The 16,060-nt window shown below is 65.7% G+C and carries 11 protein-coding genes and 4 pseudogenes; 9 read left to right on the top strand and 6 right to left on the bottom strand.

Going from position 1 to position 16,060, the window contains the following annotated elements; genetic code table 11:
• Window positions 1–154: 154 nt before the first annotated feature.
• Both YO9_RS0103200 and YO9_RS0103195 read left to right on the top strand, forming a co-directional pair.
• Window positions 155–937, top strand: a complete 783-nt coding sequence (locus tag YO9_RS0103200) for a hypothetical protein (RefSeq protein ID WP_016996213.1) — start codon at window positions 155–157, stop codon at window positions 935–937.
• A gap of 225 nt (window positions 938–1,162) precedes the next feature.
• Window positions 1,163–2,085: pseudogene (locus tag YO9_RS0103195) on the top strand (glycerophosphodiester phosphodiesterase).
• On the opposite strand, the pseudogene purB reads toward YO9_RS0103195, so the two are convergent.
• A pseudogene (gene purB, locus YO9_RS0103190) lies at window positions 2,073–3,505 on the bottom strand (adenylosuccinate lyase). The pseudogenes YO9_RS0103195 and purB overlap by 13 nt on opposite strands.
• A gap of 202 nt (window positions 3,506–3,707) precedes the next feature.
• Here purB and YO9_RS0103185 point away from each other — a divergent pair.
• From YO9_RS0103185 to YO9_RS0103155, 7 genes and pseudogenes are all read left to right on the top strand, one after another.
• Window positions 3,708–4,142: a WXG100 family type VII secretion target gene (locus YO9_RS0103185; protein ID WP_016996212.1), complete on the top strand. Its 435-nt coding sequence runs from the start codon at window positions 3,708–3,710 to the stop codon at window positions 4,140–4,142.
• A complete protein-coding gene (locus YO9_RS0103180; RefSeq protein WP_016996211.1) occupies window positions 4,139–5,482 on the top strand; it encodes a hypothetical protein in 1,344 nt (447 codons plus the stop codon). The genes YO9_RS0103185 and YO9_RS0103180 overlap by 4 nt, the downstream gene beginning before the upstream one ends.
• A gap of 61 nt (window positions 5,483–5,543) precedes the next feature.
• A complete protein-coding gene (locus tag YO9_RS0103175) occupies window positions 5,544–6,047 on the top strand; it encodes a lipase family protein (RefSeq protein WP_016996210.1) in 504 nt (167 codons plus the stop codon).
• Between the two features lie 20 nt (window positions 6,048–6,067).
• Complete coding sequence (locus YO9_RS0103170) at window positions 6,068–7,228, top strand: histidinol-phosphate transaminase (protein WP_016996209.1); 1,161 nt, start codon at window positions 6,068–6,070, stop codon at window positions 7,226–7,228.
• A gap of 24 nt (window positions 7,229–7,252) precedes the next feature.
• Window positions 7,253–8,433: pseudogene (locus YO9_RS21285) on the top strand (thiamine pyrophosphate-dependent enzyme).
• The gene (locus YO9_RS0103160; protein ID WP_016996208.1) at window positions 8,430–9,404 is read left to right on the top strand and encodes an alpha-ketoacid dehydrogenase subunit beta; all 975 of its coding nucleotides are present in this window, start codon (window positions 8,430–8,432) and stop codon (window positions 9,402–9,404) included. Before YO9_RS21285 ends, YO9_RS0103160 begins: the two are co-directional and overlap by 4 nt.
• 55 nt (window positions 9,405–9,459) lie before the next feature.
• Window positions 9,460–11,054, top strand: a pseudogene (locus tag YO9_RS0103155) (dihydrolipoamide acetyltransferase family protein).
• Here YO9_RS0103155 and YO9_RS0103150 read toward each other — a convergent pair.
• From YO9_RS0103150 to YO9_RS0103130, 5 genes are all read right to left on the bottom strand, one after another.
• The gene (locus tag YO9_RS0103150; protein WP_016996207.1) at window positions 11,051–11,713 is read right to left on the bottom strand and encodes a DNA-3-methyladenine glycosylase I; all 663 of its coding nucleotides are present in this window, start codon (window positions 11,711–11,713) and stop codon (window positions 11,051–11,053) included. The pseudogene YO9_RS0103155 and the gene YO9_RS0103150 sit on opposite strands and share 4 nt — an antisense overlap.
• Before the next feature lie 202 nt (window positions 11,714–11,915).
• Complete coding sequence (locus tag YO9_RS0103145; RefSeq protein WP_016996206.1) at window positions 11,916–12,932, bottom strand: hypothetical protein; 1,017 nt, start codon at window positions 12,930–12,932, stop codon at window positions 11,916–11,918.
• A 242-nt stretch (window positions 12,933–13,174) separates the two neighbouring features.
• A complete protein-coding gene (locus tag YO9_RS0103140) occupies window positions 13,175–14,233 on the bottom strand; it encodes an MFS transporter (RefSeq protein ID WP_223286025.1) in 1,059 nt (352 codons plus the stop codon).
• 30 nt (window positions 14,234–14,263) lie between these two features.
• Window positions 14,264–14,980, bottom strand: coding sequence for a LuxR C-terminal-related transcriptional regulator (locus YO9_RS0103135; RefSeq protein WP_016996204.1), 717 nt, complete (start codon window positions 14,978–14,980; stop codon window positions 14,264–14,266).
• Window positions 14,981–15,045: 65 nt separating this feature from the next.
• Window positions 15,046–15,927 (bottom strand): YrzE family protein, encoded by an 882-nt coding sequence (locus YO9_RS0103130; RefSeq protein ID WP_016996203.1) that lies wholly within the window; start codon window positions 15,925–15,927, stop codon window positions 15,046–15,048.
• Window positions 15,928–16,060: the final 133 nt, after the last annotated feature.

Genomic DNA, 16,060 nt, shown 5'->3' with positions numbered 1-16,060 from the left:
ACCCCTCCGGGTGAGGGGCGCGGCGAACCGGGGCCGGCGGCGTCGTCGGATAGCGAACGCCCGCGCGGTGATCAGCGAGCTTGTGGAATAGTTGACCCGAATGACAAGCGAGAACCGCCCCATTCGATGAGCAAGCCTTAAGGAGTGCACCGCTATGGCCATGAACCCGCTGAATAAGGCCTTTGACGAGGACGGCAAGCCCAAGCCGGGCGTCAACAAATTCCTGAACCATGTGCTGCGCGCCCAGCGCCCCATGGTGATCAAGGCGCTGCAGCGTGAACGCGAGCAGCACCCCAACGAAACCCCGGAGCAGATCGCCAAGCGACTGACCAAGACCTACCAGCGCACGGTGACGCTGGGCGGCGGGGCCGTGGGCGCCACCGCCATGGTTCCCGGTATCGGCACCATCGCGTCCCTGGGGCTCTCTTCGGTGGCCGTGGTCGGTTACCTGGAAGCCACGGCGCTGTACGCGCAGGCCATGGCCGAACTGCACGGAGTGTTCCCGGACAACGAGGAGCAGAACCGCACCATGGTCATGGCTCTGATGCTCGGCGAGGACGGCAACCAGCTGATGAGTCAGCTGCTGGCCAACTCGAGCCCGTCCAGGGGCCTCTCCAACAAGTGGGGACTCATGCTGGGCAAGGGTGACAGCGACAAGAAGTTCGATGCCGGTCGCACCATCCGCAACATGTTCGTCAAGCGCTTCCTGGCCAAGCAGACCGGTGCCGTGATGGGCCGTGCCCTGCCGTTCGGCATCGGCGCGGTGGTGGGCGGTGGCGCCAACCTGGCCATGTCTCGCCAGGTCATCAAGGCCACCGAGGAAGCCTTTGGCGAGTTCCCCGCCGATTTCCCGGCCGCCCTGGACCTGAACAACCGTGCCGACGCCTTCAAGGACGGCACCAAGGTCAAGGACCCGGAGTCGATCGAGAAGAAGTAGTAGCCAGACCGGCTGATTATGCACAACGCCCCGGGGTTCCATCGAGTGATGGAGCCCCGGGGCGTTCACGTTCCCGTCATGCGCATTTCGTCGGTCGCTCAGTGCGGCTTTAGCCCCGCGCGTTACGGTGGCCGCGTGTTCACCACAAGTGGCTCCCCCGGACATTCTCCCTGTGGCACCCAGCCGGACCGATCCCGGACCACCTCGCGACCGACCGAACGTCCCTTGGTCTACGCCCACCGCGGCTCCTCCGCGGCGTTCCCCGAACTCACCCGCTCGGCCTATGTCCAGGCGCTGCTCGACGGCGCTGACGGGGTGGAATGCGACGTTCAGCTCACCCGCGACGGGCACCTGGTCCTGCACCACGACACTCAACTGGGCCGCACTTCCGACGGCGCCGGGCCCATTTCGCAGCACACGCTGGCTCAGCTGCGTGATTTGGATTTCACGTCCTGGAAGGGCGTGCCGATCCCTTCGTCCCACGGCGGCTTGGAGGAGCAGTTGCTGACCCTGGACGAGTTGCTGGATCTGTTGGAGGCCGCGGGGCGACCCATTGGCCTGGCGGTTGAGACCAAACACCCCAGCCCGTTCGGGCACGGCTTGGAAGAGGCTGTGCTGGTGCTGCTCATGCGCCGTGCTGGGACCCCGAGACCGGCTGGCTGGGCAACATCAAGGTGTCGATCATGAGTTTCCATCCCGACGGCGTTCGCCACCTTCTGCAGTCCGTCTCACCCCGGCACGTGTGCCAGTTGGTCGCGGACACCACCGTGAGCACGGTGCGCCACAGCATGCGGGTGGGGCCGGCCGCCGCCATGGTCTATCGCGCGGGGATGCGCCTTGTGGTGCCGCCGGCCGTTCCGATCATCGCCAACGGTGAGGTGGAGCTAGCCGGGCCGGGAATCGAGTTCGTGCGAGATCACCTGAAAGATGTGATCACCTGGCGGGCCAACGGGTCGATATTGCGGGTGTGGACCGTCGACTCGTTCGTGGACACCCACTTGTGCCTGGCGCTTGGGGTTCAACAGATCACGACGAACGTACCCGCGGACGTGCTGCGTTGGGTGGCGGAGCCCGGAAACGAGAACACCGCCGGAACCCGTAAGGATTCCAGCGGTGCTGTGTCGCGCCGTGAGGCTCAGTTCGCGTAGCGATCCACCAGCTGCTCGGCCAAACCGGTGTACTGGCCGGGAGTCAAACCCTTCAGCCGCTGCTCCGCGGCATCCGACAGGCCCAGACCGCCGATGAACTCGCGCATGCGCTCGCCGTCCACGCGGTGACCGCGGGTCAGTTCCTTGAGCCGCTCGTAGGGGTTGTCCATGCCCTCGCGTCCGGCGATGGCCTCGGCGCGCATGGCGGTCTGGACGGCTTCGCCCAGCACCTCCCAGTTCTCGTCGAGGTCCTCGGCCAACAGGTTCTCGGCCACGTCCAGGCGCTCCAGGCCCTTGATCACATTGGAGATGGCAAGCATCGAGTGACCGAAGGCCACACCGATGTTGCGCTGTGACGAGGAGTCCGTGAGGTCACGCTGCCAGCGCGAGGTCACCAGGGTGGCGCCCAGGGTGTCCAGGAGCGAGCACGAGATCTCCGCGTTGGCTTCGGCGTTCTCGAAGCGGATGGGGTTCACCTTGTGCGGCATGGTTGACGATCCGGTGGCGCCCTCGACCGGGATCTGCTGGAAGTAGCCGATGGAGATATAGGACCACACGTCCGTGCAGAGGTTGTGCAGGATCCGGTTGAACCGGGCGATGTCCGAGTAGAGCTCGGCCTGCCAGTCGTGGGATTCGATCTGGGTGGTCAGCGGGTTCCAGTCCAGACCCAGGCCCTCCACGAAGGACTGGGAGATGGCCGGCCAGTCGGTGTCCGGGGCCGCGGCCACGTGGGCGGCGAACGTACCGGTGGCGCCGTTGATCTTGCCCAGGAACTCGGTCTTGGCAATGCGGTTCAGTTGCCGGTTCAGGCGGTGTGCGAAGACCGCGAGTTCCTTACCGAGCGTGGTGGGGGTCGCCGGCTGACCGTGCGTGCGGGACAGCATGGGGGTCGCTTGGCGTCCTGGGCCATGTCGCTGATCGCGGCCACGAGCTTGTGGGCGGCGGGCAACCAGGCATCCTCCACGGCGTCCTTGATGCCCAAGGCGTAGGAGAGGTTGTTGATGTCCTCGGAGGTACACGCGAAGTGCACGAGCGCCTTGAGGTGCTCCAAACCCAACTCCGGCAGCCGGCGACCGATGTAGTACTCCACGGCCTTCACATCGTGCACGGTCACGGCCTCGATCTCGGCCAGTTCCGCCACGGACTGCGCGTCGAAGTCGGTGACGATGGCCCGCAGACCGTCCTTCTGCTCCTGGTTCAGGGGTTCCAAACCGGGCAGCGCGCGCTGTTCACTCAGGTGGATGAACCATTCGACCTCCACGTGCACGCGCTCGCGGTTGAGCGAGGCTTCCGAGAGGTAATCGACCAGGATGCCGGCCTGGGGGCGATAGCGGCCGTCCAAGGGGCCCAACGCGATGGAAGGGGTTTGCTGGCTCAGGGCCACGCGTCCGGAGGGGAGAGTATGTGGGGTCTTCGACATGGTCCTCATTCTTCCACGCCTTCGCGAACGCTCCGGCTCGGTGTCCCTCGACGACGACGCCGCGGTGCCCGTTCTCCACGGGCGGGCGAGTACGCGGGGCTTGGGTTGCGCATCCACAACCGGCGGTGTCCAGCCGCCCGCTTTCCGACGTGCGCTCTAGCGTGAAGTTCTCCGTGGTTTGCGTGTCAGGAAGGAACAGGCCATGTCGTCACTCGCTCCACCGGGCGGCCCGGCGCCGTCGGCTCCTGCCGAGCCTTCCGGGCCGTCTCCCGCGGGTGTCGCGGGGCTGGTGCACGAACGTCTCGTCGTACTTGCGAGCACGTATGAGCGCACCGCGGACGAACTCATGACGTTGGCCGGGGAACTCCGTACGGCTCAGACCCCGGATTGGAAAGGGCAAGCTGCCCAGACCTATCGACACCGGCTGGACGAGCTGGTGGCGGACCTTCAGGGAGCGGCCCGGCAGTACCGAAACGTTGCGGCGGAGCTACGCGCGGGTGCCGCGGGACTCTCGGGCCAGATCGGAGCGGTGGAACAGTTCCTGGATCTGGGCACCTTGGGGGCCTCGGTACTGGGAGTGCTTGCGCACGCGGGACAGCCGATCCCCCGGCACGGACTCGGAGGACTGCTGCGATGAGCACTCACGTGGAACGAGAGATCACGGGGCGCGCCGAGGACGTCCAGGCCACGCTGTTCAGCACACACTCGGGGGGTCGGCCTCCGTTGCAGCACCCTAACGTCCCCGCTAACACCGGCGCCGCTATCACGTCCGCCACGGAATCCATGCGGGTGACCGGCGGCACCGGGCCGGGAACGCTGGAGGTCAGCACAGAAGCCATCGCGATAGCCACCGGGGTTCTCACCCGCGTGAATGAACGGGCGGGTGATGTGCTCCTGGGGACCACGGCAGCTGACCTGGAAGTTGCCGCGTGGAGCGTGACGGGACATCCGCTGCTGGTGGCCGCGGCGGCGTCGTCGGTGTTGTCGAAAGCCGCCCTCGCTGCGACCCAGGCGCGCATGACCCTCACGCACGTGCGGCTGGCGAGCGCGCAACAGCACTACGAGATGGTCGAGGCCAGCGTGGGATCCTTGTTCGGGCCGGGCATCCTGACCTTGCCGGGATGGAACCTGAGCGGACCCGCGACACGTGGACTGCGCACGAGCCTGGACGAGTTCAGTACTGCGGTGAAACGGGCGGGCATCAACTCTCCGACCGAATTCGCGACCAATGTTCGAGTCACGTCGTTCGGGGTGCTGGTCGCCGGTGGCGGCCCGGAGGGGACGAACGCGGTGATCCGTGGCGTGGGGCTGGACGACGTGCTCGACTCAACCCTGCAGACCCCGGTGCCCTCGGCGTTCATGCGGGGAACGGAGGCTTACGCGGTGCTGGGCGGCGGACCGGGCGACGAGTTCACGGTGGGCCAGTACGCCCGTGTGTGGGCGGACAATCTACTGACGGGGATCGGCGAGTCCGAAGCGCAGGCGGGTTCCGAGGAAGCGGCGATTCAGGCTGAGCTGGGAGCCTCGTGGCCGGTGGTGCGTGCCGCCGTCAACGGTCTGAGTGGCAAGCCCGGATTCGAATGGCTGACCCCGTACTCGACCGGCAGAAGCCTCTCGCCGGCGGAGCGGCTGCTGTACCCGGCGGTACGCGGTCACGCGGTGCGCCCGAAGTCCAAGGAGACGATGACTGGTATGACGCCAACGAACGCGGCTGACCACGGGATGGTGGGGTTGGCCAAGCGTCCGCTTCCCAGGGGCGTTGAATTCGACGGCGCGGTTCCCGCGACGGTGGCGGGTACGGCGGGCGCGCTGAAGGACGCCAAGAACATCGTGCAGGACCGAGAGAACAGCACGGTCATGGTGCAGAAATCCACCGACAGTAGCGGGCGGCGGCATTCTCAGTGGTGCTCACCGGCACAGAGGTCTGGCACGACGGTCAGGGCGTTCATGACATTGCGGGCATCGTCGAGGGGATGAAGGTGCAACCCCACGATTCGCTGGACGATCTCCCTCCCGCCCAGCGGCCGCCCTGGAAGCGTTGAAGGATGCCGGGATCCAGCCCGGTGATTCGGTGGTGCTAACGGGGCACAGCCTGGGCGGTATCGATGCTGCCGGCCTGGCCACGAACAAGCAGTTCCAGCAGCTGTACTCGGTGGACGCGCTGACGACCTTCGGGGCACCCGTGGGCGGTTTCGAGTTCTCCGAGAACACATCGGTGATGGCCGTGGAGCATCACGACGACATGGTTCCGCCGCTGGACGGCGTTGCGAATCCGGACGGCGAAAACCGTTCCACGGTGCGCGTGGACACCCAGTACAACGGTCAGTACTCGACCGTGGGAAGCCTCAGCGGAGTGGCAGCCCACGACATGTACACCTACACGCTAGGGGCCCAGGGCATCAGCAACTCGGGGCACGCCGCAGTGGAAAAACATGAACACGCTTTACGTGCCGCAGTGCCCGCGGGATCCGACGCGAACACCGAAACCTACATATACGAAGCCACGGAAGAACACGTTGTCCACAACCCGGAGGATCGATAGCGAGAGTTAGCATTGGGCCTATGAGTAACGCCACGCCGTCAGCCGATTCCTCAGGCGCCGAGCAGAACGCGGAGCGGGTCAGTCCGCGCGCCGCACTGGCTCAGCTTCCCGCGTACGCCGCCGGAAAGCCCGCTGCCGAGATCCCCGGGTTGGTGGCCTACAAGCTGGCGTCCAACGAGAATCCCTACGGCCCGGTACCGGCGGTCCGTCAGGCCCTCCACGACTTCGACCTGTTCAACCGCTACCCGGACCCCGCAGCCACGGTGTTGTGCGAAGCGCTCGCGGGCTATCTCTCGGTGCCCGCCGCGGACATCGTGGCCGGCGCGGGCAGCCTGGGCGCCTTGAACCAGCTACTGGCGGCGTTCGCGGGAACCGGCCAGGACGGCCAACCGGACGAGGTCATCTATGCGTGGCGTTCCTTCGAGGCGTATCCGATTTCGGTGGGACTGGCCGGGGCGTTGAGCGTCCAGATTCCCAACCTGCCGGACGGCTCCCACGATCTGAAAGCCATGGCGGACGCCGTGACCGACCGGACCCGCGTGATCCTGCTGTGCACCCCTAACAACCCCACCGGGCCCAGCCTCCGCGCGGCGGAGGTGCACGAGTTCATGCAGCGCATCCCCTCGCGGGTGCTGGTGGTCATTGACGAGGCCTACTGGGAATTCCAGCGGGCCGAGGGGCTGGCCAACGGCATCGACTTCTACCGCGAGTACCCCAACGTGGTGTCGCTACGCACCCTGTCCAAGGCTCACGGACTCGCGGGTCTGCGTGTGGGGTACACGGTGTCCCAACCGCACGTGACCCAGTACCTGCGGCAAGCCACCCCCGCCTTCAGCGTCACACAGGTTGCCCAGCTGGCGGCCGTGGCATCCATCGAGAACATCGACCAGGTCAACGAGCGCGTCCAGCAGGTGGTCGACGAGCGTGAACGCGTGCTGGCGGGACTCGACGAACTCGGGTGGCAGCACCCGGAAACCCAGGCCAACTTCGTGTGGCTACCGCTGGGTGAACACAGCCAGGCCTTCAGCGAACTGTGCGATGCTCACGCACTCTCGGTCCGCCGGTTCGGGTCCGAGGGTGTGCGCGTGAGCTTCGGCGAGGCGGAGGCCAACACCCGGTTGCTCGAGCTGTGCGCGCAGTTCCCGTATCCCAGCACCATGCCCATGAGCAGCACCAACTAGGCCACTCGGAAGGACAATCCAACCATGGCAGCAAAGACGCACCCCGGGACGGTTGAAAGCACGGTGCCCAGGCTCCAGTTGCTCGACGAGCAAGGCACGGTCCATGAGGACTCCAAACTCTCGCCGTTCGTGCAGGACATCGACACGGTGGAGCTCAAGGGGCTGTACCGCTCCATGGCACTGGCCCGGCGCGTGGACGAAGAAGCCACGTCGCTGCAGCGCCAGGGTCAGCTCGTGCTGTGGGTACCGCTGCGCGGACAGGAAGCGGCCCAGGTGGGCTCCGTGTGGGCCACCGAACCCACCGATCGCATCTACCCGTCCTACCGCGAGCACGCCGTGGTCTTCCATCGCGGTGTGAAGCCCGGTGAGCTGCTGCAACTGTTCCGCGGTCACACCGCCGGCGGCTGGGACCCCAACGAACACCACGTGAACCTCTACACATGGTGCTGGCCTCCCAGGTGCCGCACGCGGTGGGCTACGCCATGGGCACCGCGCTGGACCGCAAAGCCGCCCAAGACGGGGGGGAGCAGGTGAGCGAAACCCCCGAGGCCGTGGTCGCCTACTACGGTGACGGCGCAAGCACCGAGGGTGAAATCCACGAATCCATGGTGTTTGCAGCGTCCTATGACGCACCGGTGCTGTTCTTCGTGCAGAACAACCAGTGGGCGATCTCGGTGCCGTTCTCCACGCAGTCACGCGTGCCGCTGGCCACCCGCGCTGCCGGTTACGGTTTCGAGGGTCTGCGCGTGGACGGTAATGACATCCTGGCCGTGCTGGCCGCGACCCGTTACGCACTCGACAAGATCCGCCGCGGAGAAGGCCCCGTGATGATCGAGGCGGAGACCTACCGCATGGGCGCGCACACCACCGCGGACGACCCCACCAAGTACCGCCAACGGGACGAAGAAGAAGAGTGGGGCACCCTGGACCCGATCGAACGGCTGGAGATGCACCTGCGCGAAACCCACCACGTGGGTGACGAGTTCTTCGACTCTGTGGCCAACGAGGGCCGTGAACTGGCCGACGAACTGCGTGCCGATGTGCTGGCCATGGTGCCGCCCACCTTCGACGAATACTTCGCCAAGGCCTACGCGGACCCGCACTCCCTGGTCGATGCAGAACGAGCCGAGTACCTGGACTACCAGGCCGGTTTCGCACCGCAGGACGATCAGGAAGACTCCGGCTCGGAAGGAGCTCACGCGTGAAGCAGCTGACCATTGCCAAAGCGATCAACGCGGGGTTGTCCCGGGCCATGGAGGAAAACTCCAAGGTCATGCTCATGGGCGAGGACATCGGTTCCCTGGGCGGTGTCTACCGTGTGACCGAAGGGCTCAAGGACCGCTACGGCGCTCATCGTGTGCTGGACACCCCCTTGGGTGAGGCCGGCATCGTGGGAACGGCCATCGGGCTGGCCGAACGGGGTTACCGCCCCGTGTGCGAGATCCAATTCGACGGGTTCACGTTTCCCGCGTTCAACCAGATCACCACGCAGCTGGCCAAGATCCATGCGCGCTCGGACGGCAACCTGACCGTCCCCGTGACCATCCGCATTCCCTACGGCGGCGTGATCGGTTCGGTCGAGCACCACTCGGAGTCCCCGGAGGCGCTGTTCGCCCACACGGCGGGTCTGCGTATCCTGGCGCCCTCCAATGCGCAGGATGCGTACTGGATGTCGCAGCAGGCCATTGAGTGCAATGACCCGGTCATCATCTTCGAGCCCAAGCGCCGCTACTGGCTCAAGGGCGAGGTGGACGAGGATCAGCCCATGGGCGACCCGTTCAGCGCCGCCGTGGTCCGTGAAGGTCAAGAGGCCACAATCGTTGCGTGGGGGCCGTTGGTTCCCGTGGCGCTTGCGGCCGCGCAAGCAGCGCAGGACGACGGCCGCAGCGTGGAGGTCATCGACCTGCGCAGCTTGTCACCCATCGATTTCGACACCGTCACGGCGTCCGTGCGGAAGACCGGTCGCCTGATCATCGCCCACGAGGCGCCCACGTTCGGCGGCCTGGGCGGGGAGATCGCCGCGCGCGTGACCGAGCGGGCGTTCTACTCGCTGGAAGCTCCCGTGCTGCGCGTGGGTGCTTTCCACATGCCCTACCCGCCGGCTGCCGTTGAAGAGCATTACGTTCCGGACCTGGATCGCGTGTTGGAAGCACTCGACCGATCCTTCGCCTACTAAATCGTCCTAAGTCACGAACCGCCCCGCGCGAGCGGTATCGCAGGAGGTAGAACTCATGTCCCAGGTTTTCACGTTGCCCGATGTGGGCGAGGGCCTGACCGAAGCCGAGATCCTGTCCTGGAAGGTGGCCGAGGGGCAGACCGTCACGGTGAACCAGGTGATCTGTGAAATCGAGACCGCCAAGTCCGTGGTGGAGCTGCCGTCCCCGTTCGCGGGGACCGTTCTGAGCATCATGGTGTCCGAGGGGACCACGGTCGAGGTAGGAACGCCCATCATCACCGTGGGCGATTCCGAGTCCGCACCGTCCGGCACGCCCGATCCCGGATACACGGGATCCGCGCCCAAGGACGGCGTGGAGGGCGAACCCACGCCCGAGCAGCTGGGCCCCCAGGAGGAATCCACCTCCGGGTCCGGGCGCAGCATGGATTCGAGCGAGTCCGGCCAAGCACTCGTGGGCGCCGGTCCCAAGGCCGATCCCGTACGACGCCGCCAGCGCACCCGCACAGCCATGCGGATCGACGCCGAGCAGCCCCAGGGCCTCGACGAACAGGGCAAGCCCGCTCCGCAGCAGGACCAGGAAACGGCTCGCGGTGGCGCGGCTCGTGTGGCCGCCGGCTGGGCGGACCGATTCTCCAAGTCGGGTCTGGGCACCGCCGCACAGGACCTGGCGGACAAGGCCGGGAAGTTCCGCGATCGCGGTGAGACCTGGCTGCGTTCCCTCGACGACACCGCACCCCAGCAACCGGGCGCCGCGCAGGCGTCCATCCCGCGCCGTCCCAGCATGGCCAAGCCGCCGGTCCGCAAGGCCGCCAAGGAAATGGGTATCGACCTGGCGGATGTGACCGCCACGGGTGAGGGCGGTCAGGTCACCAAGCATGACTTGTTGGCCTACGCCGCTCACTTACGCGAAGTGGAGGACGGCCCGGACACGTTCTGGACCTCGACCCACGCACCCGCTCGCTCCCGTGACGAACGCATCCCGGTCAAGGGCGTCCGCAAGGCCACGGCCCAGAACATGGTGCGCTCGGCGTTCAGCGCCCCGCACGTGTCGATCTTCGTGGACGTGGATGCCTCCCGGACCATGGAGTTCATCAAGCGACTCAAGACCTCCCCGCACTTCGAGGGTGTCAAGGTCACTCCGCTGTTGATCCTCGCCAAGGCCGTGATCTGGCGGCTGCGCGCAACCCGCAGGTCAATGCCACGTGGACCGATTCCGAGATCATCATCAAGCGCTACATGAACTTGGGTATCGCCGCGGCCACCCCGCGCGGTTTGCTGGTGCCCAACATCAAGGACGCCCAGGACCTCAACCTGCGCGAACTGGCCATTGCCTTGAACGAGCTGGCGCAAACGGCACGCCAGGGCAAGACCCAGCCCGGTGACATGCAGGGCGGCACGCTGTCCATCACCAACATCGGTGCGCTGGGCATCGACACGGGCACGCCCATCATCAATCCCGGTGAGGTGGCCATCGTGGCCTTCGGCACCATCAAGCAGAAGCCGTGGGTCGTGGACGGTGAGGTGATCCCGCGTTGGATCACCACTCTGGGTGGTTCCTTCGACCACCGCGTGGTGGATGGAGACCTCTCCGCTCGGTTCATGGCGGACGTCGCACGCATCCTCGAGGAACCCGCGCTGTTGCTGGACTAGGCCAGGACCGCCTGCGCGCGGAAACAGCCCTGGACGTGGCCGGGGGCCAGCGCGGTGCGCTGCAACCACCGATGGGCGGTAACCGGCCCGATGAGCTTGAACCCGCGTTCCCGGAACAACCCGGAGAGCTTGCGGGACTCCGGTGTGCTGTCGGGAAGGTCCAGGGAGCGCACCGGAGGCTCAGCCAAGGCGGGAACTTGCGCTTCGGCCAACAGTTCCTGCCACTCTGTCATCGACCAGTCCTCGCAGATCCGCGCATTGTGGATCACCGCCTCGATCTTGGCGCGATTGCGGATGAGTTCCGGGTTGAGGAGCAGATCCTCCACGTCGTCGTCATCCAGGCGAGCCACCCGTGAGGGCTCGAGATCCGCCATGTACAGGTACCACGAGGGGTGCCTACCGGATTGTGACCAGCGCGCGAGACCCGAGTCGAAGAGCTCGATACTCAATGCCTGGAAGTACTCGGTGGGGGTGCACGGGGACACCGCCCATTCGTGGTCGTGGTCGATCAGGGTGCCGGGGGTTGCCACGGCCCACGGGCACCGTGACTTCCCGTCCGCGCAGCCGATGGCGGCAAACGCCGCATGCGGGTGATCTTCCGAATCCGAAGGGTCGAACGGTTCGGACGGGTTGAGCTGGGAATCGGTGAGTGTCTCCATGCAGCACACGCTAGGCAGCCCTGGGCCGGGACGGGCCCCGTGGTTCAAGGTCTGGAGAAATACCCGCCTCCATCGTGGCGCGAGGGATCCGTGCAGTGCGATCGCCGCGGCGGCGTCGTGGGGCCGTAGCTTGTACGACCCGTGCCTGCGCCGTCCGGGTGGGTGAGCAACGCGCGGAACCGTTGCGGCGTCGTCGGCGGTACTAGAAGCGCGAGACCTCGCCGGTGACATCGGCGATCTCGATCGCGATCGGATCTTCATCCTCGTCGTCATTGTCGTGCACGATGAACACCGCGGTGGGATCGCCCTTGGGGAACGCACGGATCGTGACCACACCGCACTGGGCGTGGTTGAGGACCTCGGCCACCTGCTCGGTGGTGGCCTCCATGACCTTGGGCGGCAGAGGCTGGCCGCGCTCGTCCAGGATGTCCACCCGCACGCCACGATCGCGCGCGGTACGGGTGATTTCCAGGATGTAGGGCGTGGCAATCGAACGTCCCCGAATGGTGTCGCGCAATTGCGCCTCGGTGAGCCGGAACTGGTTGATGTCGTACTCGGTCACTTCGGACGGGTCGCGGGCAATGCGCTCGAGCAGGCCACCTGCGAGCCGGCGAACATCCTGCACGCGCTGGTACGAGGCGTTCTTGGAGTCCTGTTCGGCCTCGTCATTACTACGAGCGGTGAGCAGCATGCGGCGGATCTCGCGTTTACGTTGGTTGAACCGCAAGAACTCCTGGTAACCCACCCACGTGGCCACGAAAAGCCCCAGTGCCATCACGGTGTAGCTCTCCGTGGGGATTAAGTTGTCACGGACCACGATCCAGCGGCGCAGGGACATGAGTGTGATGACAACCCACAACAGCACCGCCCACCAGAAGCGTTGCCGCAAGCACAGGGCGAAGATCATCACGGTGAACCCCATGGCGAACCACGGCGCTTGCCCGGCGATCGGCACGGGAACGGTTGCTTCGTAGCCCTGTTCCGCGGCGAGCATGAACAGCAGCACGGCCGACATGGTGGACAGCAGCGGCATTTGCTGGGTGGCCCACCGGGGGGCCGCGATGATCAGCGCGGCCCCGGCGTAGAACACCAGCGAGAGGATCATCGCGTTCGGGTCCCGGGCGGATTCCACCTCGGTCACTCCGATGACGAATGAACCCGAAAAGCCCAGAAGGGACAGTGCGGTGAGAGCTTTGGGGCTGATCCCGGAGCTGTTCATGACAGCGCATCTTTGGGCCAGGTGAGGATCACCGCGGTGCCGCGACCGGGCGAGGAACGCAGCTCCACGTCCCCTCCGACCGTTTCGATGTTCTCCACGATGGACACGCGACGCCCAGGCGCTGGGTGTCCACATCGTGCAGGGCGAAGCCACGACCCTCGTCACGGATGGTGAAGCGTAGGTAGAAGCCTCGGGATTGATGGGGGTGGGCGGGCACTGGCCGCCGTCCATGGACACGTAGGTCACGTCCGTACCCGAGTGCCGGGCGCTGTTGGACACCGCCTCCGTGATGGCCTGGGTGAGGCCTGGGCCACGAACGTGGGCACGAAGACGCGAGGTTCACCCACGGGTCGGATGTGGGAGCGAAGGTTGCTGAAGCGCACTCGAGAGCGCCAGGGAGACAAGGATTCCATGAGCTCGTCCATGAGCACGTGCACCATGGTGGTGGTCTTACCGGACAACCGATCGTTCTCGTCGTCGAGTACTTCCAGAGCGCGCGTGGCCAGTTCACGGGTTCGTTTGGCCAGGGGCCCTTCCGCACGTGAGGCATCCAGCAGGGCGGCCATCACGTTGTCGTGGATCAACCGGTCCATACGTTCCTGGTCCGCCGTTTCGGAGCGGCTACGGGTGAGCGCGAGTTCCTGGGAGAGAGCTTCGGTGTAGTCCTGGTCCAAGTTCTCCACGGCGCGCTTGGAGATTACGACCACGAGGATCGAGATCAGTCCGTAGCTGATCCGGAGGAACATCACCGTGGCCAGGGAGTCGGAGCGCGAGTCCACGGGAATGAGTTGGAACATGATCAGCCCGTAGGCGAGTTCTATGCACAGTTGGTAGAGAAGCGCCGCCCAGGGACTCCACGCGAGCGTGATGCTGCTCAGGCTCACAATGATGAAGCCGCTGATCCACGGGTACTGCAGCAAGACCCCACCGTTCCAGGCCAGAGGCATGGTCAAGACGCCCAGACCCACCACGGCGGCCAGTGTCAGCAGCACCCAGGGTTGCACGGAATGCATGATGCCGAACACCACAAGTAGCGCGGAGATCACCAGAATTGCAGCCAGGAATACGGTGTACCAAGGGGCGAAGGCCGCTTGTTGCTGCCGCAGAATAGGCAGCGCCTCGACGAACATCGAGATGGTGAGCAGCGCAATGCCGATCATCCACAGCCAGTAGGCGCGGTACGAGTTGAGACCGAGCTCTTGGGGGGATGTGGCAGCTAAGAACTTTTTCCGTCGGAGCCGGGTGGGGACCTTTCGGTAGGTCCCGCTACGGCCCGATCTGGGGGCGACGTGTTTGTTCATTCCGCACCTTGGGTCAGTGGCGCGGAATCGCTACAGGTGCTTTTCGGCTGTGGTGATATCCGCTTCGGGTTCGACCAGTCCGTCTTCGATGGCGCGGATCCGCAGGTCGATCTTGGTGGGAGCGGGACGCCCGATTCGCGCGTACTTCTCGCGGATGCGGTCGATGTTGGTCTTCACAGCGGACTGCTTGATGCCCATGCGCCGTGCCACCTGAACCTGAGCGAACCCGGAGGCGTACAGGCGCAAGGTTTCCTGCTCTCGAGGTGAGAGGGCGGCGCGCGAGAACTCCACGTCACCGTCGATCGCGGCGGCCAGTTCCTTGGTGATTACGGGCTTGCCATCGGCGATGTTTCGCGCCTCTTCGATGGCGTGCTCGAGCGGCTCCGACTTGCGAACCAGGCCGAGGGCGCCGGCTCGCAAGGATTCGCGGATCAGCGCGGCATTCTCGCCGATGCTGAAAATCAGCACCTTCATGCCGGCGCTGCGCAGGCGCTCCACGTTGGTGGCCGGTCGAGACCGGTCCGCGAGTGAAAGGTCCAACAGGACTACGTCGCACTCGATCCTTTTCGCCCCGTGCGCGGTGAGCGCAGGGTTTTCCGGATCGCGACCCAATTGGTCCAGAAGGGTGGAAACTGAGTCCGAAGAGCCCACGAGTTTGACGTCCGCCTGCGATGTCATGGACACCAGACGGACACCTTCGCGAACCACTTCATGATCGTCGACAATGGCGACAAGAGTGGACGGCATGGGCTTAGACCTCCAAGTACTCCCCAGGGTGATCCCGACCCCCGGGACCCCCTACAGATGCGAGTCTAGCTGTTAATTACATTCGAACTGGTCCACGCGTCGACTTTACGGTGATAGCGCATGCCCCACATGCCACCGAGGATTGCCGCCACGAGGTCCAGGATCACCACCGCTGCGAGTGCCACGAGTCCCCATCCCAGGATGGGACCGATCACGGACTGCGCGGCCAGGCTGTGCGGTGCCAATCCCACGGTATCTGCCCAGAGCAGTGCAGCCACGGAGGCGATCGCGCGTGCCAACAACGACCACAGCCACACGCTGACACCCTGAGCCACGCCCGAGAACCGCGCCATGCGCCCGGCTACGTAGCCTCCGGCCAGCAGGGCGAGGAACTCGACCACCGCGAACACGGCCAATGCGAACCAGCCCGCGGTGTCCTGGGGATTGAGCAGACCGTGGTCCAGGGCCCGACCGATTCCGTTGGTGGTTTCGATGCCCCACTGGGGGCCGAACAGGCCCGAGGCCAGCAGGAGCACCCCGCTCACGGACAGGGCCGCCAACCAGCCGAAGAGTCCCGGGAGCAATTGCATTCCGCCGAAACGCTTCTTCTGCGCGCCACGCATCTCGTCCGAGGTCAGTCGCTTGGTAGCTCCGGCAGTGGCGGCCGGAACCGCCGGGCGCACGGTGTCCCACGCGGCGGTTGCGGTGACGCGCTCATCCTGCGGGGTGAGGTGTTCGTCGCCGATGGGCTCCATGACGCCGGTGTCCGGATCGGGGCGGTGCAACCGCCCGGACGCCACGCCCGAACGTGAGGACCCTGCGGCATCCGCGTGGGGGAGCGGCCTGGTCTTCTCCGCGTCCGTGGGCTCGATCGGGGCGGTGTGCTGATCGGTCCAGGGTGCGTTGCCGTTGTCCAGCGGATCACGTGATGCAGAAGAGGGTGACATGGGGGCTCGATTCGTCCATGGGAGCGGCGGTATCAACTGTGCGAAGTCTATCGACTCACCCGTGCCGGACGCGTGGACCTGGCCGTGGGCAGAGGGACGGTCGGCTGTGAGGGCCGCCACGGGAACGGGTAAC

Origin of the sequence: Kocuria atrinae C3-8, assembly GCF_000286355.1 — a bacterium.
GTDB lineage: Bacteria > Actinomycetota > Actinomycetes > Actinomycetales > Micrococcaceae > Kocuria > Kocuria atrinae_A.
The sequence above is the reverse complement of the archived record's forward strand: the minus strand, read 5'-3'. Positions and strand labels throughout refer to the sequence as shown.

Bases quoted from the DNA above. Each gene is read 5' to 3' on its own strand.
- YO9_RS0103200 (WP_016996213.1), top strand. From the start codon at position 155: ATGGCCATGAACCCGCTGAATAAGGCCTTTGACGAGGACGGCAAGCCC.
- YO9_RS0103185 (WP_016996212.1), top strand. From the start codon at position 3,708: ATGTCGTCACTCGCTCCACCGGGCGGCCCGGCGCCGTCGGCTCCTGCC.
- YO9_RS0103180 (WP_016996211.1), top strand. From the start codon at position 4,139: ATGAGCACTCACGTGGAACGAGAGATCACGGGGCGCGCCGAGGACGTC.
- YO9_RS0103170 (WP_016996209.1), top strand. From the start codon at position 6,068: ATGAGTAACGCCACGCCGTCAGCCGATTCCTCAGGCGCCGAGCAGAAC.
- YO9_RS0103150 (WP_016996207.1), bottom strand. From the start codon at position 11,713: ATGGAGACACTCACCGATTCCCAGCTCAACCCGTCCGAACCGTTCGAC.
- YO9_RS0103145 (WP_016996206.1), bottom strand. From the start codon at position 12,932: ATGAACAGCTCCGGGATCAGCCCCAAAGCTCTCACCGCACTGTCCCTT.
- YO9_RS0103140 (WP_223286025.1), bottom strand. From the start codon at position 14,233: ATGAACAAACACGTCGCCCCCAGATCGGGCCGTAGCGGGACCTACCGA.
- YO9_RS0103135 (WP_016996204.1), bottom strand. From the start codon at position 14,980: ATGCCGTCCACTCTTGTCGCCATTGTCGACGATCATGAAGTGGTTCGC.
- YO9_RS0103130 (WP_016996203.1), bottom strand. From the start codon at position 15,927: ATGTCACCCTCTTCTGCATCACGTGATCCGCTGGACAACGGCAACGCA.